16 protein-coding genes are annotated in these 19,134 nt (G+C 48.6%); all 16 read right to left on the bottom strand.

What is annotated here, in order from left to right:
* Nucleotides 1-15 precede the first annotated feature (15 nt).
* Nucleotides 16-2,820, bottom strand: a complete 2,805-nt coding sequence (locus NST25_RS15185) for a glycoside hydrolase family 2 TIM barrel-domain containing protein (protein WP_340394332.1) — start codon at nt 2,818-2,820, stop codon at nt 16-18.
* A gap of 10 nt (nt 2,821-2,830) precedes the next feature.
* Entirely contained in the window at nt 2,831-4,435 is a 1,605-nt protein-coding gene (locus NST25_RS15180) for a response regulator (protein ID WP_076184639.1), read from the bottom strand.
* Nucleotides 4,435-6,225, bottom strand: a complete 1,791-nt coding sequence (locus NST25_RS15175; protein ID WP_076184638.1) for a sensor histidine kinase — start codon at nt 6,223-6,225, stop codon at nt 4,435-4,437. Before NST25_RS15175 ends, NST25_RS15180 begins: the two co-directional genes overlap by 1 nt.
* A gap of 102 nt (nt 6,226-6,327) precedes the next feature.
* Nucleotides 6,328-8,013 (bottom strand): hypothetical protein, encoded by a 1,686-nt coding sequence (locus NST25_RS15170; RefSeq protein WP_076184637.1) that lies wholly within the window; start codon nt 8,011-8,013, stop codon nt 6,328-6,330.
* 30 nt (nt 8,014-8,043) lie between these two features.
* A complete protein-coding gene (locus NST25_RS15165; protein ID WP_076218970.1) occupies nt 8,044-8,940 on the bottom strand; it encodes a carbohydrate ABC transporter permease in 897 nt (298 codons plus the stop codon).
* Between the two features lie 6 nt (nt 8,941-8,946).
* A complete protein-coding gene (locus NST25_RS15160) occupies nt 8,947-9,840 on the bottom strand; it encodes an ABC transporter permease subunit (protein WP_081383282.1) in 894 nt (297 codons plus the stop codon).
* A 207-nt stretch (nt 9,841-10,047) separates the two neighbouring features.
* Nucleotides 10,048-11,394, bottom strand: a complete 1,347-nt coding sequence (locus NST25_RS15155) for an LLM class flavin-dependent oxidoreductase (protein ID WP_076125544.1) — start codon at nt 11,392-11,394, stop codon at nt 10,048-10,050.
* A 75-nt stretch (nt 11,395-11,469) separates the two neighbouring features.
* Nucleotides 11,470-11,949 (bottom strand): DinB family protein, encoded by a 480-nt coding sequence (locus tag NST25_RS15150; RefSeq protein ID WP_076184634.1) that lies wholly within the window; start codon nt 11,947-11,949, stop codon nt 11,470-11,472.
* The gene (gene solA / locus NST25_RS15145) at nt 11,949-13,121 is read right to left on the bottom strand and encodes an N-methyl-L-tryptophan oxidase (protein ID WP_340394415.1); all 1,173 of its coding nucleotides are present in this window, start codon (nt 13,119-13,121) and stop codon (nt 11,949-11,951) included. Before solA ends, NST25_RS15150 begins: the two co-directional genes overlap by 1 nt.
* Nucleotides 13,118-14,299: an amidohydrolase gene (locus tag NST25_RS15140; RefSeq protein ID WP_076218973.1), complete on the bottom strand. Its 1,182-nt coding sequence runs from the start codon at nt 14,297-14,299 to the stop codon at nt 13,118-13,120. Before NST25_RS15140 ends, solA begins: the two co-directional genes overlap by 4 nt.
* 53 nt (nt 14,300-14,352) lie before the next feature.
* Complete coding sequence (locus NST25_RS15135) at nt 14,353-15,369, bottom strand: LLM class flavin-dependent oxidoreductase (protein ID WP_340394330.1); 1,017 nt, start codon at nt 15,367-15,369, stop codon at nt 14,353-14,355.
* 11 nt (nt 15,370-15,380) lie between these two features.
* Nucleotides 15,381-16,133 (bottom strand): amino acid ABC transporter ATP-binding protein, encoded by a 753-nt coding sequence (locus tag NST25_RS15130; protein WP_076125552.1) that lies wholly within the window; start codon nt 16,131-16,133, stop codon nt 15,381-15,383.
* A complete protein-coding gene (locus NST25_RS15125; RefSeq protein WP_076125553.1) occupies nt 16,130-16,840 on the bottom strand; it encodes an amino acid ABC transporter permease in 711 nt (236 codons plus the stop codon). Before NST25_RS15125 ends, NST25_RS15130 begins: the two co-directional genes overlap by 4 nt.
* Entirely contained in the window at nt 16,837-17,622 is a 786-nt protein-coding gene (locus NST25_RS15120; protein ID WP_076125555.1) for an amino acid ABC transporter permease, read from the bottom strand. The genes NST25_RS15125 and NST25_RS15120 overlap by 4 nt, the downstream gene beginning before the upstream one ends.
* A 33-nt stretch (nt 17,623-17,655) precedes the next feature.
* Entirely contained in the window at nt 17,656-18,513 is an 858-nt protein-coding gene (locus NST25_RS15115) for a transporter substrate-binding domain-containing protein (RefSeq protein ID WP_076125557.1), read from the bottom strand.
* A gap of 4 nt (nt 18,514-18,517) precedes the next feature.
* A complete protein-coding gene (locus NST25_RS15110) occupies nt 18,518-19,033 on the bottom strand; it encodes a GNAT family N-acetyltransferase (protein WP_076125558.1) in 516 nt (171 codons plus the stop codon).
* Between the last annotated feature and the right edge of the window lie 101 nt (nt 19,034-19,134).

The raw sequence follows: 19,134 nt of genomic DNA, 5'->3' as shown, positions 1-19,134 counted from the left end.
ATCGCCTGCCTCTACCTATTGGATCAGCTCAAGAAGCTCCGCAACATTCGCCTTGTACTGTGGTTTGAAATCATCTGATTTCATATAACCCGCAAGGCTGGATAAGAACTGTCTGCCTTCCGGCGTATCGCTAACCTTATCAGCATCCAATGCGCATATCAGCAGGTTGCCTGCTCCTACACTGCATTCCACTAGGAAACTCAGCTTATGATTGCGTTCAAAATTATCGATAGTCTGCACTACGGGATTCCAGTTGCGGTCTGCCGCATCCATGATGAGCGATTTCGAATTCTCAACAATACTCCACCAAGGATAGGTAGAATATTCCTCGCTCGGGAACTCACGAAGCACCGGGTGCTTGTTATCAATCAACATCCCCATAGTACCAATGGGTACTGGCCGGTTCATGCTCTCTGAGATCGAGCGGAACATTGGATAACACCAGAAATCTGTGCAGTAATAACCTTCAACAGCATTTTGGAGAGATTCCGGGTTCGGCATAAGCAGCACATTCTCACCTTGCTCCAGCAATGCAAGCGCATCATCAGATAGCTTGTCGAAGACATGGACACCCTCCAGCATGTTGCCACTCTTCACTGGATAAATCCACAGGTCATAGCTCTTGCGGATATCTGTTCCCTGTATGGAGAGGGATAATACGATAGTACTCATCCGTTCAACTACAGGTAGTTTTATTGCCAGATCGCAGATATCGATATAATTCGTTCCTGCAGGTACGTCCACCTCGGTTGAACCTGAGGCGAGTATACCGTAATCCTCGGTAAGCTCCCAATGCAGTTCAAATGTACTCGGCATACCACTGCGGAAACAGCTCAGTTCGACATGGGCATCGAACGTTTCACCAGAGACATAGTTATACTTGGGAAATCTCGCCAACAGAACGGCATCATTACAAAAAGTTCTCCAGTCCTCAGCACTTATCATTCCTTTGGAATCCATAAAGGCGTCGAGGACACCCACCAGCGCCGTTCCCTGGCCACTGAAATCCTGCAAATCAAGCAGTTGGAAACCCGCAAGCCGACGGGAGCGGAATGCCGCCTCGAGTTCCTCTTTGTAGCAAGCTACTGCCAGTTGCCCCGAGCATTCGAAATATTTGGCGGCCCAATGACCCAGCCCTTTACTTTCCAGTCGTTCACGGAAAATTTTGAAATTCTCAGCTTTGAGCGGACCGTTGTATTTATCGATTTCCCCATAATTAGGATAGGTAGCATACTGTCCGATCTCATGCGAGATTACCGGAATGTGCGGTATCCATTCTGCGGAAGCGTCTCCAGCCTTCACCGTCTTGGCTTCCGTACCATACTGGATCTGGATCTCTCCGCCAGCGGCAGCTTCCATCCCCTCTCCGTTGAAGAGATCCTGAGGGACGATCTGATCGTCATAGTCTTTCATCGTGCCTGGCAGATCAATCTGGACATGACCTAATGGAGCATCACACATCGCATAGGAGCCTCTGAACAGCCGATCTCTGGAGAAGCGCACGCCGCTGAAGAAATCGTCATGTTCCAGAATTTCTGGCACCCATTGGTGGTTATTGGACCCCTGTGTATAGAGAATCCGATTATCAAATGCTTTATAGTCCTTTAGGAAGGAATCAATCTTAGCTTTGCTGCCCCATAGCTCGTTGCCAAGCGACATCATCACGAAGGAGGGGTGATTGCCAAAAGCCTGGAGAATGGCATAGCCTTCGCTGATCAGATAGTCCTGCTCCGCCTGATTATGGCCCTCGTCGGTTTCTTCCGTGATTGTTCCCCAAAATGGAAGCTCTGGTTGCATGTAGATACCGAGCATATCCGCTGCGGTGAAAGCAGCTTCCGGCGGACAGCAGGTATGAAAGCGATAATGATTGATGCCGTAAGACTTGGAGATGCCAAGGATTCTTACCCATTCCTCGACGTCAGTCGGGGCATAACCGGTAAGCGGGAAGATTAGGCCGTCATGTTTGCCGCGGAGGAAGGTTTTTTGTCCGTTGATTGTAAACTTATCGCCCTCTGCCCGGAATTCCTTCAATCCAAAAACGAGCTCCTGTCGGTCCATTATATATCCATCGCTGTCTTTCAAAACAAGGTTTATGTTATAAAGATTGGGAGCGCCTTCACTCCAGAGCAGCGCGTCTTGACCAAGCTCATAGTTAAAGGAAAAACTACCCGGTGAGACTGGGTACTCCCGCTGGTCCACAGCATGTGTATTGTCGCTGTTGAAGCTCTGCGCAGACACTGTAAGTATAGATTCGTTCCTGCTGTCCAAGGTTGCCGTGATTCGGACTGAGCGGGCTGAGAGATCCGGATCGAGCCGGATGCCGCTGAGCCGTGACTCACCATAGAACTGAAGCTCCATACGTCCGGTAATCCCATTCCAGTTGGTCTGGGTATCCTGCGACGTTAAATGTCCACCTTTGGTTGGGTAACCAGTATTGTCCACACGGATGGTGAGCGTATGATTCCCAGGTTGAAGCTGCGGCAACTCGTATATATGTGGGGTGTTCAGACTGTTACGGCTGCCTATTTCCTGATTGTCCAGCCATAGAGTCGTCAGCCTCGTGCGTTCCAAATATAGGAAGCAGACTTTGCCGGCTAGTTCTTCCGGAATGACGACCTCTTTTGAATACCAGACTTGCCCTTCAAACAAATACTCATCCGTTAATGCGCTTACTAAAACATCCTCGTTCTTCGAACCTTTGCGTGCGTAGGACGTTGTTCCCGGCAGTGTGATAACATCTGTAAAAGGCAATGCCAGTCCTTGATTTCCCTCATCCAATTGCAACTTCCATTCGCCTTCCAGGCTGATCTTTGTCTGCAAAATATCACTCCTAATAATGATAATCTCTGAACTCCTGAGGTGTAGTGCCGGTTGTTTTCTTAAAAAGGAAGGCAAAATAAGCCGCGGTTTGAAAGCCCACCTGTTCGGCAACCTCGTAGACCTTAATATTGGGGTCACGAAGCAGTTCCTTGGCTTTGTTCATACGCGCTTCCTGCACGAAGTCGGAAATCGTGCGGCCCATTTCTTTTTTGAAGAGCACACTTAAATAGCTGTGATTCAAGTGAAACTGCTCAGCAAGCTGCTTTACAGTCATGTTCTCATGCAGATGCTCCTCCAGTTGGCGGGCGACCCGCTGGATAAGGTTATGCTGCTGAGCGACCTGCTCTCTTTGATTAAGCTTAGCATATTGCGCCAAATATTCCAGTACGACCTTCCTGACTTCATCTACGCCTGTACAGTCGATCAACCGCTGCCACATGAGGATGTTCATCTCTGAATCCTTCTCATGTATACGCTTCAGTTTTCTGGCTAGTTCGCTAAGCAAACCCATTCCGAAAGCCTGCACATAGGAAAAGGATACAGGCTCTCGCGCAAGTAACACTTCGAAAGCATGATTGAAATAAGCGGAAGCTTTATCGCTCTCTCCTCTGTCCAGTAGCTTAACGATTTCCGGAATGTATTCTTCACGCAACCGGAAATCATGATATTCATTCATCAAGTTCCGGTCGAAATAAAGGATTTGTCCGTAGCCGGCCAGCCTGGCACCGGTCATCATATGCCTTACTTCCTTATACAGCAACGGTATTTCCGTCCAGAACAAACACTCTCTGCTGATTCCGACCGAGACGGAGGCTTTATACTGCTCTCTTAGGATATCTTGGATAAACGCAAGCTGCTTCTCAAGTCTTGCCCGCACCAATGGCGTTGCGTTCAGCACAATGACGGCCAGTTCATCCGCTCCTGTCTTCCCTATATAGGTACCGGAGAAACCAGATAGACCAGTCTTAACGCAGTTCAATAGCCCTTCGCTAAGCAGGATCCGATCCTTGGCATCATGCGGATTATCTAGGAACCTGCGGTCATATCCAAACAGGAATAAAGTTGCCTGCCATTCCCCATTAGGCAGATCCAGCAGGCGCCGCCAGGATTCGAGCAGCTCATCACTGTGGATCCAGCCTTCGACCATATCTTTGACGAAACGTTCCTGCAGCACCTCATAGCTCTCTGTAACTTTCTCCCTAAGTACAGTGGTTTCCTGTTCAATCTGTTTTTTCTTCTCAACTACTTCTCTGAACACAGCCAGTTTCATTTCGAGTTCTTCCGTCTTGATGGGCTTCAGAACGTAAGCTTTAGCTCCCAGATGTATAGCCTCCTGCACAAATTCAAACTCGTCATATCCACTGATCATCACAGTCTGTAAAGACTGGAGTGTCGGATAATCCGCTCTGCATCTGGCGAGCAGTTCGATCCCTGTCATACCGGGCATCGAGACGTCAGCGATCATCACATCCACAGGAGTTTCTCCTAGAATCGTTAGTGCTTCTTCACCAGATAATGCAGTTAACGGTTCCTCATACCCCAGAGCTTTCCAGCCAATATGACGAAGAAGCCCTTGAATCTGCATAGGCTCGTCGTCGACAATTAATGCCCGCATTAAGCTCCATCCCCCTTTTTTATCTCAGGACTTTCCTTGCAAACAGGGATATCAATGGTTACACAAGTCCATTCGTCTTCTACACTTTCAATCTCAAAGCGGCCCTCTGTGCCAAAATACAATGCAAGACGTTCACGGATATTGTTCATCCCGAATCCGTTTTGCGTACCCGTGTAGCTGCCGGCACGGATCTGTTCCAGCTTCTCACTGCCAATCCCTTTTCCATTATCAAAAATCTGAAACTGCACCGTATTCTCCACTCGTTTGATCGTAATTTGTATAAAAGCATGAGTTCTAGTTGTGATGCCCCCGTGCAGATAACAGTTCTCGACCGTTGGCTGTAGGATCAGCTTAATGCTGTACAGGTCAAGAACGTCCGGCTCTACCAGCCACTCTACGGATACCTGACCGGGATAACGCAGCTGCTGAATTTCGATATACGCTTTCAGATGCTCAATTTCGTCACGGATCAGCGTCACATTAACCCGGTTATTGAGTGCCAGCCGATAGAATGTCGTCAGCGCATCTATGGTTCGGATTTGCAATTCGTCCTGCTGATCTAATGCCCGCCAACGGATCAGACTTAACGAATTATAAATAAAATGAGGGTTAATCTGTGCCTGCAACGCCCTGAATGATTGCTCCCGCTCTTTGAGCATGGCCTCTGTATGTTCTTCGACCAGTTTTCTCAAACGGCCAGACATGGAATTGAACAGTACCTCAAGCTCCCCCAGCTCATCGTTGTCACGGTTTCTCACTGTAACTTCGAAATAGCCCTGTGAGATATCTGTCATCCTGGTGCCCAGCTTGCGGATCCGCCAAATCACATTTTTAAGTACAATCATGATTAGAAAGATGGACAGCAGCAGGAAAAAAGCAATACCTGCTCCGATATAGTACATAATCCGCGTAGACTGCTCCTCCAGTCGATCAAGATGCACAAGTGCGGCAACCGTCCAGCCAGACTTAATCTCCTGAGTGATCAGCATCATCCCGCTTTTTGTCGCTGAGGTTTCCAACGAGTTGTTCCAGTACTGACCTAAGGAGGATGAGGATAACCGGCTGCCAATTTCAGAGGGCTCCGAGGATGCAATAATGCGTTCGTTGTCGTCAACGATATACAATTCTCCGGCCCCTTCAAAAGGATGTTCGAACGATTCCATGAAGACACCGTTATAGTTCAGTAACAGGTACACAATCCCGTAAACATCTCCATACGCGTTCAGAATTTTATGGGATACCACTAGCTTAGTCCTGTCGTCAGCTGCATTAGTCCATACCAGATTGTCTGTTGTGCGAAGCATTTTCGTATACCAATCCCGCTCTCGAATTCCCGAAAGGCTCCGTTCTTCCGGCTTCCACAGAAGCCCTCCATCTTGCACTAGTGTATCGTTGGTATGATAGATTCGGAAGTTCTCAATCCCTGGCAAGTATTTACTGGTGAGCAGGAAGGAACGGTCCACATAATTGACCGTACCCAATTGTTCATCGATATCCGCATAGTCCCTGGCTAATCTAGAGATCAGCTCACCATCCGTAGCCGTTCGGGTAGCCAGCAGATCATAGCTTTGCTTCCTGAATTCAATACTCTGCGCACTTTGCCGAACGGCTTCCCTGATCGTAAGCATATAATTGGCCCGCACCGTATGAAGCATCATGTACCCTGCACCTGCAGCCAGCAGTACGGTGGGGAGAAATACAATTAGTCCGTAGAATAATACAATTTTACTCCTCAGGTTCATGGAACGGGTCATACGGATGATCCATTTCTCTATTTGTTGTTTAATCATAGATTCCCCCCATGAAGTGCAAAGGGAGCCCCCTCCAAGTGAGAGGTGCTCCATTAATTTTTTATCGTTTACGATCCGCGACTGAAAGAGCATCACGGTTGTCTATTGCAAGGCTGTTACTTCCTCCTTGTACGTATCCAGCCACTCCTGCTTGACTTCACTCCAGTGCCCACGCTTCTCTAGTGCTGCTTGGAAATCGCTCCAATTCTTTTCGAATTGCCCCTCGTCTTTGGCCATTAAAAGCTTGGCTCGATATTCCTTGCGGATATTTTCGATCTCCGGTGAATATTTCTCCCATGCGCCGCCCTGTTTCATCTGGAATAGATCATAAGGCTCTGCCACGCGGATCGTTCCCATTTTGCCGATAGCTTCAGTGAACTTAATGGTCTTAGCAGCTCCGGCTTTTCCTGCATCCTCTGTGTTCCACCATGGGTACCATTCATTGCTGTAAGAGGCAGTCATGTAAAGCTCAGGGGTGACTTTAGCTTTTTGTGCGGTGTCTCCGGAATTGCGGCTCGTCTTGTAGGTTTCGTCTGTGAATTTCCATTTGCCCAACGGTTGATCAATCCAATCCCAGTATAATCCCGCCGGTCCTTCATTAATGACCTGCTGCTGCTCGGGTTTTGGCTGCAAGGTATAATCGAAGAATTTCAGAATAGCTTCCAGATTTTTAGTTTTTTCACTAACATAGACATCATAGCCTGGATTCGGATTGGTAACCTGGTTAATTCCGACTTTCTCTACACCATCCACTTTAGGAAAAGGGATCGCTTCGTAAAACCACCCTGGCTCTGTTGGGCCGTCCAATGTCTCCCAGGCTGAGGCAGGAATGTTCCAGAAGCTGCCGACATTGAAGGCAATACGACCCGATTTGTTCTTTTCTGTATACTGTTCTCTTTTGCTGGTGACGACCTCTGGATCGATCAACTTCTCCTGGTACATCTTGTTCATCCATTGATAAGCTGCTTTATAATTGGGATCGTCGTAAGCGAATACAAAATCATCGCCGCGTTTGTCAACGCCATTACCTGCTGTAGTCACCCCGAATGCTGTCAAAATCGCGTTTTCATCGCTCCAGCCCAGATTATCACTAGTGTCCATCAGGAATGATAGAGGAATAAGCGATTTGCCGGAAGCATCCTTCTCTTCTGCAGCTTTCCGAAGGAAGGTCTCAACTCCTTCTAACGTTGCTAAGTCCTCTTTGGTCATACCTGTTTTCTCCAGCACATCACTTCTGACAATCCAGGCTTGAGATGCCCAGCCTGGCCACGGATCTTCCGGGTTTTGGTCAAACCAGGTAGGAATGGACCAGATATGACCCTCATTATCCTTCATAAGTTCCAGATACTGCTTTGGAATAGACGCCAGTCCTGGATATTTGTCAGGCATGTCGAAATACTGCTCTAGCGGCATAAGCTGTTTCGACCGGTTCATCGCGCTTTTGACCGTTTCGTTTCGGCTGAAGATAGCTGCATCTTCAAAGCCGCCTGTGTTTATCTTCAAATTAAGTGCAGTCATTGCGTCGCCTTGAGTGGTTTCCAGCTTCACATTTACTCCAGGCTCCTGTTCACGCCAATATTTCTGGACCAAACTATCATTATTGATGGTTGCCGTCCATCCAAGCCAGAGATTAAAGGAAGTCGAGCCACTGGCGGGCTGGTTACTTGACGTTTCATTGTCGCTTCCAGGCTTGTTCGCAGTATTCCCACCTGATCCGGAGCATCCGGCAATAGACATCAGTAAGGTTGCTGCAGCCAAAGCGGCTAGACCCGTTTTTTTGAATATCATTGATTTTTCCCCCTGTTCTATTATTGAAAATCAACCTTTTACTGACCCTACAAGAACTCCTTTCACAAAATATTTCTGCAGGAACGGATACACGCACAGGATGGGGATTGCACTCACCATAACGACTGCCATCTTAATCGACATCAGTGTAATGTTCTGCATTTGTGAGCTTCTCGCCAAAGCCTCTTGATTGGTATTCGAGCCAAGGACAGCGGATAAATCCTGTGCAGCGAGCAATTGCTGCAGGAAGGTCTGCACCGGAATCAGGTTCTGCTTCGTGACGAAGAAAGCACCGGCGAACCAGTCATTCCAGTGTCCCACTGCGGTAAACAATCCAAGTGCGGCAAGCATAGGTTGAGAGAGTGGAATAATAATCTGAATCAGAGTACGAACAGGACCGGCTCCATCTAGTTCAGCGGATTCTACCAGAGCTTCAGGGATTCCCTGTATAAACTTCAGCATGACAAACATGTTCCAGACCGAGAACAGCCCGGGGAAAATATACACCCAGAACGTGTTGATAAGCCCGAGATTATTAAGTTGAATATAGAAAGGAACCAGTCCTCCACTGAATAACATGGTTAAAAGAACATAGCCTAGTATCGTGCTTCTTAATGGAAGACCGCGGTAGGACAAGCCAAAGGCTACCAGAAGTGTGACGATAAGTCCTGCAAATGTGCCAATGACTGTCCTAGCGATTGTAATTAGATAAGACTGGCGGATAATCTCATTTCCTAATACAATCTCATAATTAATTAATGTGAAATTCTTGGGCCATAGATACACGCCACCTTTGGCCGCACTTGCACCGTCATTCAGTGAGATAGCCAGCATGTACAGGAATGGATATAGTACAGACAAGCACAGACCGGCCAGTACTATGACGATGACGTATTGAGCTATTTTTTCACCTCTGCTGAGCTTCATATACCATCACCATAATCCTTCACCATTTATTTTTCTGGATAACTGATTAGTCGAAACAACCAATATCAAACTGATCACTGAGGATAACAATCCCACTGCGGTCGCCATCCCAAAATATCCCTGCTGCAATCCGTTGCGGATGATATACGTATCCAGTACATCCGCGACCCCTTGATTAGCAGAATTCATCAGCGGATAAATCTGATCCATCCCTACTGAAATCAGGCTTGGGATACTCAGAATTAGCACAATCGATATTGTCGGTAGAATACCCGGGAAGGTGATATGCCGAATCTGGGCTAGCTTTCCTGCACCCTCTACTTTGGCGGATTCATACAATTGCGGATCAATCGTTGTGATCGCAGCCAAATAGAGAATCGTGTTCCAGCCGGTCTCTTTCCACAAGCCGCTTAATATAACCATGGGCCGGAACCACTCCGTGGAACCTAGAAAAAATACAGGATCACCGCCTGCTTTCTCGATGAACTGATTGACCAGCCCACCATCCAATGTCAGAAAAGACTGCAGGATGTAAGCGACTACAATCCATGAGAAAAAATGTGGCAAATAGCTGACCGATTGCACGAATCGCTTAAATACAGGCCGGGTTACCTCGTTAATCACCAGTGCCAGTAGAATCGGTGCCGGGAATCCGAAGATGAACTTAAGCACAGATATATATAACGTATTTTTGACGACAGTTAAAAACTGGGGATCTTGCAGGAAAGAAAAGTTGTCTAATCCCACCCATGTGCTGTTCCAGATCGAGGTGCCAATCTGAAAGTCGCGGAAGGCGACCTGAATCCCTGCCATCGGAATATAGCTGAACAGAAATAGCAACAGCACTCCCGGAAGAATCATTAAATATTGCCATCGGTACTTGTAGAACTTAGCGTACAATTTACATCCCTCCTTGATATTTCTATCATAAGGTGCAGCGGGAACCCTGCCTATATAACAGTGATTGGTTATCTATTGCTCTGATTGGTTCTTTAAAGCGCTTACGTTGTTAGACAAGCTCCGCGCGCACGCAAATAAACGCAGCCTTAAACGGCTGCGTTACATTTTTTATGACGAAAGCTAATTATTCGATTCAAATTATTATTGTTAATGTACGGCTTTTTGCCCTACCGGTTGTGAAGCCTTGGAATAGCGGTTCTCTGGCAATGGAATACCGAGATTTCCACGCAGGGTGCTACTTTCGTATTCAGTGCGGAACAGGCCCCGCTCTTGCAGAATCGGCACTACCCGATCGACGAATTCCTCCAGTCCATTAGGAACAGCAGCTGCGATCATAAATCCGTCTGCTCCTCCACCCTCAAACCAGGTTTGAATCTGATCAGCCACTTGCTCAGGTGTGCCAATAAAGCTGCTGCGCGGGGTAGCGGATTGTAAGGCGACCTGTCTTAGTGTTAATCCTCTCTCCTTCGCGTCCTTTTTGATTTTATCCGTGCCGCTCTGAAAACTATTGCGCCCCAACTCACCAAGCTCAGGGAACGGTTCATCCAGCGGATATTGCGAGAAATCATGATGCTCGAAGAATCTACCCAAATAGTTCAGTGCATTCTCAATCGTCACGAGACCAGCAACCTCCTGATATTTGCGCTCTGCTTCCTCTGATGTGTCGCCAATGATTGGTGCAATACCAGGAAAGATCAGCACCTCATTCGGATCCCGGCCAAATGAAGCTACCCTTGTCTTAACATCGCTATAGAATGCCTGGGCATCTTCTAGCGTTTCGTGGCCAGTGAAGATAGCATCCGCTTCCTTTGAGGCGTAATTTTTACCAACTTCTGAGGAACCTGCCTGAAACACTACTGGCTGCCCCTGCTTCGAACGAGCAATATTGAGCGGTCCTTTCACGGAGAAGAACTCTCCTTGATGGTCCAGGGTATGCATTTTTTGCGGATCGAAGAATACACCTGTTTCTTTGTCTCGAACAAACGCATCATCCTCCCAGGAATCCCATAATCCGCGGGTCACCTGCAAATATTCGGTAGCAATACGGTAACGCTTGCCATGGTCAGGATGCTCTGTTTTGCTATAATTCGAGGCAGAGCCTTCCAGCGGTGAAGTCACCACATTCCAGCCGGCCCGGCCACCGCTGATTACATCCAGTGAGCCGAATTGACGCGCGACGGTAAACGGTTCACTGTAGGAGGTGGACAGGGTACCAACCAGACCGATGTTGGTGCTGACGGCGGCGAGTGCGCTAAGAATGGTCAGCGGTTCAAACCGGTTAAGGAAATGCGGAATGGACTTTTCATTAATGTACAAACCGTCTGCGATGAAGATCAGATCCAGCTTGCCTTCTTCTGCCTTCTGTACCCACGCTTTGTATAATTCAAAGTTTACACTTGCATCCGGCTTAGCATCAGGATGGCGCCACATCGACGTGCTGCCTCCTACTCCATGCAGCAGTGCGCCTAGCTTCAGTTGTTTTGGTTTGGTCATGTTCATTCCTCCTAAAAGTTTTGTGAGCATACGATTCCCAGGTTTTACTTCATGCAAAACTAACTATGAAAGTATTCATTGCACGAACGATGCATTGGCTGCGCCCTGCTTGATTCGCTCAATCTGGCCAAGATGTCTCTCTACATGTGCGGTGAAGCTATGGACGATATCGGAAATTTTAACGTTTTCCCCCTTGAAGTTAACCCCGCTTTTCTCCCAATCCTCTGCGCTGAGTCGTTCAAACAATAGACTGTTATAATAAAGCAGGCTGCGGAACAACTCCAGACTATCGGAAGCACTACCACTATTGGCGTACTGGCCGCTGACCCAAGCGTCCTGATTGAAGACTGGCAGCTGCGCAGTTGTAGCAGCGAGAATATCACGGATACGGAACGAAACCACAATGCTGTGATCAGCTAGATGGGCTAAAACCTCAGTAATACTCCAACTCGTTGGTGCTGCCTTCCATTTCAGCTGTTCCTCTGATAACCCTGCGGTTGCATGCACCAGTTGGTTGTGCGTACTTAAAAAATTGCTAATTTGAACTTTGCTCATTAAATCCCCTCCAAAATAAGGCCTGCTTGCGAATGATCAGGTGTAAAACGTGATAACGCAAAAGGTTGAATGTTGTGGTAGGTAGCTCCACTTGTCGCCAAATCAGCAAGTATTTCACCTACAACACTAGAAAATTTAAAACCATGCCCTGAGAACCCTCCGGCTACCAGCACATTGGAGTGGAGCGGATGGCGGTCAATAATGAAATCTTCATCAGGTGTATGCTCATATTTGCATACAGAGCCTTTAAGTAATCGGCCAGCTGCACCCGGCATGTAAGTCTCCAGTACTCTTCGGAGGTCTTGCTCATCGCTGGCTTCACTGCCAAAGGGAGCAAGTAGTGTGCCTGGTTTCCATTCCAGCCCCGTATCGTGCCGGCCGATCTTCAGACCGGCTCCAGCAATGCTGGGAAAGCCATAATAGCCACCTTCCTCAGCTCCTAGCGTGAAGCCAGGGAAGTTACCGGCTGCAAAAGCAGGTGAGCTCTCAAACCAGCCCACAACTTTGCGGATCGCCTTGATTGGCAAATGCACAAAAGGCGCTAACGCACCAAACCAGGCTCCGGCACTAAGGATAGCTGACGCTCCGTGATAATCGCCGTTTGTTGTATGAACTGTTACACTGCTTTCGCGGGCGGTGATGTTTACTACCGAAGTGTTCGTCAACAGTTCCGCACCCTGTCCAAGGGCAAGCTGGCGGTTGGCGGTGATACAGCGCTCGCTGTACAAATACCCGGCATCCGGTTCATACATTGCTGCGAATGTTTCCGGAATGTTCAATCCCGGCCAGCGCCGCCGGATCTCTCCGGCATCCAGTTGCTGGACCGGCACCTTCCGTATCTTTGCTTCCGCGAGACGACCGCTAAAGGAATACACTGCACTATCTGCGAGATTCAATACACCCGAGCGGACAAGCAGTTCTATTCCGCTCAACTGCTCAGCTTCTTTCCATAAACGATCTGCCCGCAGAGCCAAATCAATGTAGGCGGGATCACCACTGTAAGCATGCCGGATCAGCCGCGTTTCCCCGTGATGGCTTCCCTGTGTATGTGGAGGATCAAAGGCATCAATTAGCAGCGTCTTCACTCCGCGCCTCGCAAGATAGTAACCGGCACTCATGCCCATCGAGCCTGCGCCGACGATAATTACATCGTAACTGTTATGTTCAGCTATAATTCTGCACCTCCATCGGGACTGTACTGCACTAGGGATCGTACAGCTACATCCGCAAGGAAACGTGCTGCCACAGGGAGTGCGCGTTCATCCAGATTGAAGGCCGGATGATGCCATTCCTGGCTTCCTTCAGTACCTACAAAAACGAACAGTCCGGGTACCACGCGCTGATAGAAGGCGAAATCCTCTCCAGCCAGAGAAAGCTCTGGCTGAATCGCTCGGTAGCCAAGAGCATCGACCGATTCACCTCCAAGCGCTGCTAGGGAGGGATCGTTGATAACCGGAGGTGGCCCTTCTATCCAGCGAACGGTAGCTTCTGCTCCAAGAGCCGCTGCTACACCGACCGCCACTTCCTGAAACCGGTCCAGCACTTTGCTGCGCACCGTTTCATCAAAGGTGCGGATCGTCCCTTCAAGCACCGCTTTTTCGGGGATAATGTTCCATGAATTGCCGCTGTGAATCTGCGTCACACTGACCACCGCACTCTGCAGCGGGCTGACATTGCGACTTACAATGGACTGGAATGCCGTCACAATATGCGAAGCCGCTACAATCGGGTCTATGCCAGCCTCCGGAACGGCAGCATGAGAACTGCCACCCTGCACTTCTATCACAAACCCGTCAGCTGCTGCCATTAAAGGACCACCCTTAATACCGATGGTTCCGACTGGCAGGTCTGGCTTGTTATGCAGCCCGATCACTGCCCGGACGTCTTCTAGTGCCCCGCTAGCAATGATTCGTTGTGCACCCTGCGCCTTCTCCTCGGCTGGTTGGAATAACAGGCGCACCGTTCCCTGTAATTGCTGCTCTCGCTGTTTCAATTGATAGGCGGCACCAATCAAGGCAGCCGTATGGAAATCATGCCCGCAGGCATGCATTTTGCCGGGATATAATGAAGCAAAGGATACTCCGCTTTCCTCCTGGATTGGCAAGGCATCAATATCTGCGCGCAGTGCGATGACCGAACCGGGCTTTTTGCCGCCAATCTCTGCGATCACGCCGGTAGACAGACCGTATTCTACGATCCTGACTCCTGCCCGCTCCAGCAGGGAAATAATATATTCTGTTGTGCCATATTCTTCATTGGACAGTTCCGGGTGCCGGTGCAGATGACGGCGTATCCCGATTAATTCTTCTTCAAGCGCTTCCGCACTCAACTCTTTAGCTTTACTTGTCATTTACAGTCACCCTCCTTTACACGATTTCCTGTGTGATACCGAGCCCGCCCGCTTTATGCCTCTGCAGCCACTTCAGCGATTGCTTCGCTCAGTAGCTCAAAGGATCGGAGCCGTTTGTCAAAGGGATGTACATTCGTCGTTATGATGAACTCCTCGACACCGGATGCCTCTGAAAGTTCCAACAACTGTTCACGGACAGATGATTTTGTTCCCTTGGTAATCTCCGGTTCCAGCTCTTCAATCGTGTAGGCTTCATTGCTCTGGCGGGCAAATTCCTCCGCCTGTTCCAAGGTCCCTACTGTCAGCTTCTTCCCGCTCGCCAGTTGAATCCGGATCAGCTTATGCGCACCTGCCAGTTCTTTCGCTCCCTCCTCAGTCTCAGCCACCACTAACGCTAAAGCGATAATCGCTTGCGGTTGTCTGCCCTGTGAAGAAGCGAAACCGCTGCGGTAAGCACGAATGGCATCCAGCGCTACCGCCTTATCGCTGTTAATAAACAGGGAGAATACGTACGGTAACCCCAGTTCAGCGGCAATTTCCGCGCTGCTTACACTCGCGCCAAGGACATACAACTCAGGAGGAATACCAGGAAGGGGACCTGCCTTCAACCCTGCCAGCGGATGGTTTTCTTCGAGGCGGTTATGTACATACTTTTCAAGCTCGATGATTTTGTCCGTCAGGTCTGGGGTTTCAGCTTGTCCCTGCTGTAGTGCCTGTGTGCTACGTGGGAGTCCACCGGGAGCACGTCCCACACCGAGATCCACTCGTCCAGGAGCCAGTGTAGACAGCACATTGAAGTTCTCCGCTACCTTATATGGGCTGTAATGCTGGAGCATGATGCCACCGGAGCCAATGCGGATTCGCTCTGTTTTAGCCAGAAGATGTGAGATAAGTACTTCCGGGGAAGAACCGGCTACCTGCTCGGAGTCATGATGCTCCGAAACCCAGAACCGGTGGAATCCAAGCTCTTCGGACAGTTGTGCCAGCTTGATCGTATGCTGGAATGCTTCCTCCGGCGTTTCTCCCGGATAGATCGGACTTTGATCAAGTACGCTGATTGTAATAGCCATTGTTTTGCCTCCTATATAGAATAGTTAAATTCAGGTGTAATCCGCTTCAGGAACTGCTTCGTTCTTTCTTCGCGCGGATGGTTAAACAGCTCTGCCGGAGTCCCTTCTTCAACAATGACGCCTCCGTCCATAAAAACCACATGATTCGCCACATCGCGAGCAAAGCCCATTTCATGAGTCACCACGATCATTGTGATGCCTTCCTTGGCAATTTTACGGATGACGGCCAGCACCTCACCCACTAACTCTGGGTCCAACGCCGATGTGGGTTCGTCGAACAATATAACCTCCGGCTCGAGCGCCAAGGCACGGGCAATGCCAACCCGCTGCTGCTGGCCTCCGGACAGCTGACTTGGATAGGCGTCCAGCTTGCTGCCAAGACCAACCTTTTCAAGGAGGGCGATACTCCGATTTTTCGCTTCGTCCTTCGGAAGCTTTTTGACAATCAGCAGTCCCTCCATCACGTTCTCCAGTGCGGTTTTATGGCGGAATAAATTGTACTGCTGGAACACCATTGCCGTTTTTTGCCGGAGCAGATGAATCTCCTTTTTGCGGGGATGTTTGCAGTTCACTTTGAAATCGCCGATGGCGATCTCTCCGCTGCTTGGCTTCTCCAGATAATTCACACAGCGTAAAAGTGTCGTTTTGCCTGAGCCGCTGGGACCGAGAATGACGACAACTTCACCCTTCGTCACCGTTAAATCTATATTGTTGAGCACCTGATTCCGACCAAATGACTTCGAAATTTGCGCAAGCTTGATCATGCTACTCCACCTCGATTGTACAGATTAATTCTTTTTTCAATCAGCGACGTCACGCGTTCGATTAGGAACGTAAGTCCCCAGAAAATCAGTGCTGCCGCCAGATAAGCCTCAAAAAACTTCCAGTTCGTTGAAGCTACAATTTGCGCCTTAGCATTGATATCCACCACCGAAACGGTAAAAGCAAGGGTAGATCCATGCAGCATACCGATTACCGAATTTGACAGATTAGGCAGACTCGCCGCCAGCGCCTGAGGAAAAACAATCCGCCGCAGTGCCTGGGGTGTGGTCATTCCGATAGAATGGGCCGCTTCCAGCTGACCGCGATCCACAGCAAGCAGACCGGAACGGACGACCTCGGACATATAGGCTCCCGCTGTAATCGAGAATGAAATATAGGCAAAACCGATCATCGGAATGGCTACCGACCTGAAGCTCCAGCCGAACTGCACTGCCAGACCATCGATTAACACGGGAAGCCCAAAATAGATAAGCAAAAGATGCGTCAGCATCGGTGTCCCGCGGATGAACGTAACATAACCGACAGCCAGCGGATACAGCAGTGGAATTCTGTATATCCGGATCAACGCTACAGCCACACCAATCACAAATCCAATGAGTACTGAGACAGCAGTAATAGATAAGGTCACAGGAATTGCACTTAAAATTTGCACCAGAGCAGTCCAGATAAAAGATGGGTCCAGCTTCATAATCCGCTACCTCCTTTACCCGGTCCAAGTTCAGCAATGATGCGGCGGTAGGACCAGCTTTTGTTGATTTTGAACGATTTTTTCTCCGGTGTATTCCGTTTCTCATGCCGCAGCAGCCGGCGTTCTGCTATAAGCAGCAGTTTCTCAATTGTAAAGCTGATGACCAGATAGATTAGCGCAAGCGCGATATACGTTTCAATAAAATGCTGAGTTAAGCTGCCTAGCGTCTGTGCTTTACCTGACATTTCCATCACCCCAAGAGTAAAGGCCAATGACGTATCTTTCAGTAGAGCAATCACCAGATTGGAGAATACCGGAACTGCGATTCCGAGCGCCTGCGGCAGCACGATTCGCGTAAAGGCTTGAAACCCCGTCATCCCTGTAGCATAAGCAGCCTCTACCTGCCCCTTATCCACCGCCATTACAGAAGCCCGGATCATTTCGGACATGTATGCTCCCGTATGCAGCCCGTAAGTAAGAATCACAAAAACAAGCACCGGAGTCCGGGTCATATCGACATGAACCAGCTTCATAATTTCGGGCAGACCATAATAAAACAAGAAGAGCTGGATAAGAATCGGAGTTCCCCGAAAAAAAGAAATATAGATTTCGGAGATGGTTTTTAACACAGGCACTTTATAAAGTCTTGGCAGAGCTACGAGAAAGCCGACAAGAATTCCTGTCAGTAGAGAACAGGCGACAATCAGAAGCGTGGTGCTTAAAGTCCCTAGTAACTTAGGCAAAAACGAAAATACAAAGCTGATATCAAACTGTGCGCCCATATATTCCCCCCCTTCCCGTGCTCACCGGCTCAATCATTTCACCGAATCCGCTGTAACATCCGCACCCAACCATTCCGTACTAAGCTTGCCTAGTGTGCCGTCTGTCTTCAGCTCTTTAATCGCACTGTCAATCGCATCTGACAGCTTTTGTGAATCGGCATCATCCTTACGGAAAACATAGAGAATATCCGCGGATGACAGCTCGTCACCCGTAGCTTTTAGCTGACTCTGCGGATCAATGATCGGCAGGACAAAATCTGCAGCCAGCGTAGCGTCCACACGCCCAGTACTAATCTGTGCGACGGTATCATTCGCTGCACCATTCTGATACACGATATCAATCGCATTGTCATTCTCTTTATTGTAGTTCTCGAGTATTTGTGCTTGTGCACTCGTTGCACCTACAAGTACCTTTTTCCCTTTGAGATCATCAAGCGATTGGATTGAATTATTATCCTTTGCCACTACAATGCGGTTTCTCCAGTGGGCATAGGCTTCTTTGTTAAAAGAGTACTTCAGCTCCCGTTCCGGATTTTTCTCCATGACATGGGCGACCAAATCGATTTTTTTGGTTTCCAGGCTCAGCAGCAGATTGCTGAAATCCATGGTTTGAAATTCGAATTCATATTCTGGCAGCTGCTTATCGATTTCTTTGAGCAGTTCCACATCAAATCCGGTGAGTTTGCCGTTCTCATCTATGAAGCAGACTTTCGGAAAAGCAGTACCCGTGCCCACAATGATCTTAGTTACCTTTGCCGAATCCTTTGCCGGTGCCGCAGCTTCTGCTGCATTTCCATTCTGATTGCTGCTAGCGCTGTTACTGTTGTTTCCGCAGCCGGCAATCGCCAGTGTCAATACCGATGCAAATACTAGTGAAATGGACTTTTTCATTGTTTTATCCCCTTTGAATGAACTGTGGTTTGTCTGTAAGTGTTTTTTTCATCAGATACATAATGCCGTCACCATTCTGCTGATCCAGTTCTAAAAACCGTTCGTACCCCCGGCGTTCATACATTTGAACCAACCACGGATGTTTCTTCGCCGTTGCCAGCGTGACTGCAGCCGAACGTAACTGTCCAGCAATAATGTTCTCTTCAACCCAATCCAAAAGTTTTCCACCATAACCTTTGTTACTGTAATCTGGATGAGCAGCAAACCATTTGATAAAAGGCAGTGGGCTAATCTTCTTAATCTCTTCTTCCTTTGAAAGGGTTATGGTTGCAACTATCGTTCCGTCAACTTCAAGCACATAACACTCATTCGTAGCTATATTGTCTTCAATAAGCGCCAAGTCGGCTGTGGCCGCCGGCCAATGCAGCCCGAGTTCACGAATCAGCTGATAGGCACGATATGTAACATCTAGCAATTGCTCCGCATCCTTCAGTTCTGCTAGCCTGAATACCTCACTCATCACATGCCCTCCAGCCTTTCGGAAATTAATTTAATAATCCCTATCGAAATAGTCGTGATTATATGCAATTAACTTTATCACTGCATGTGTCCACGCGCTAA

Source organism: Paenibacillus sp. FSL E2-0190 (assembly GCF_037992965.1).
Taxonomy (GTDB): domain Bacteria; phylum Bacillota; class Bacilli; order Paenibacillales; family Paenibacillaceae; genus Paenibacillus_AQ; species Paenibacillus_AQ odorifer.
This window is presented reverse-complemented; position numbering and strand designations above follow the sequence as displayed.

Coding starts and splice junctions, on each gene's coding strand:
- NST25_RS15135 (WP_340394330.1), bottom strand. CDS start 15,369: ATGGCTATTACAATCAGCGTACTTGATCAAAGTCCGATCTATCCGGGA.
- NST25_RS15150 (WP_076184634.1), bottom strand. CDS start 11,949: ATGAGCAAAGTTCAAATTAGCAATTTTTTAAGTACGCACAACCAACTG.
- NST25_RS15155 (WP_076125544.1), bottom strand. CDS start 11,394: ATGACCAAACCAAAACAACTGAAGCTAGGCGCACTGCTGCATGGAGTA.
- NST25_RS15175 (WP_076184638.1), bottom strand. CDS start 6,225: ATGATTAAACAACAAATAGAGAAATGGATCATCCGTATGACCCGTTCC.
- NST25_RS15110 (WP_076125558.1), bottom strand. CDS start 19,033: ATGAGTGAGGTATTCAGGCTAGCAGAACTGAAGGATGCGGAGCAATTG.
- NST25_RS15165 (WP_076218970.1), bottom strand. CDS start 8,940: ATGAAGCTCAGCAGAGGTGAAAAAATAGCTCAATACGTCATCGTCATA.
- NST25_RS15170 (WP_076184637.1), bottom strand. CDS start 8,013: ATGATATTCAAAAAAACGGGTCTAGCCGCTTTGGCTGCAGCAACCTTA.
- NST25_RS15120 (WP_076125555.1), bottom strand. CDS start 17,622: ATGGGCGCACAGTTTGATATCAGCTTTGTATTTTCGTTTTTGCCTAAG.
- NST25_RS15140 (WP_076218973.1), bottom strand. CDS start 14,299: ATGACAAGTAAAGCTAAAGAGTTGAGTGCGGAAGCGCTTGAAGAAGAA.
- NST25_RS15180 (WP_076184639.1), bottom strand. CDS start 4,435: ATGCGGGCATTAATTGTCGACGACGAGCCTATGCAGATTCAAGGGCTT.
- NST25_RS15115 (WP_076125557.1), bottom strand. CDS start 18,513: ATGAAAAAGTCCATTTCACTAGTATTTGCATCGGTATTGACACTGGCG.
- NST25_RS15125 (WP_076125553.1), bottom strand. CDS start 16,840: ATGAAGCTGGACCCATCTTTTATCTGGACTGCTCTGGTGCAAATTTTA.
- NST25_RS15130 (WP_076125552.1), bottom strand. CDS start 16,133: ATGATCAAGCTTGCGCAAATTTCGAAGTCATTTGGTCGGAATCAGGTG.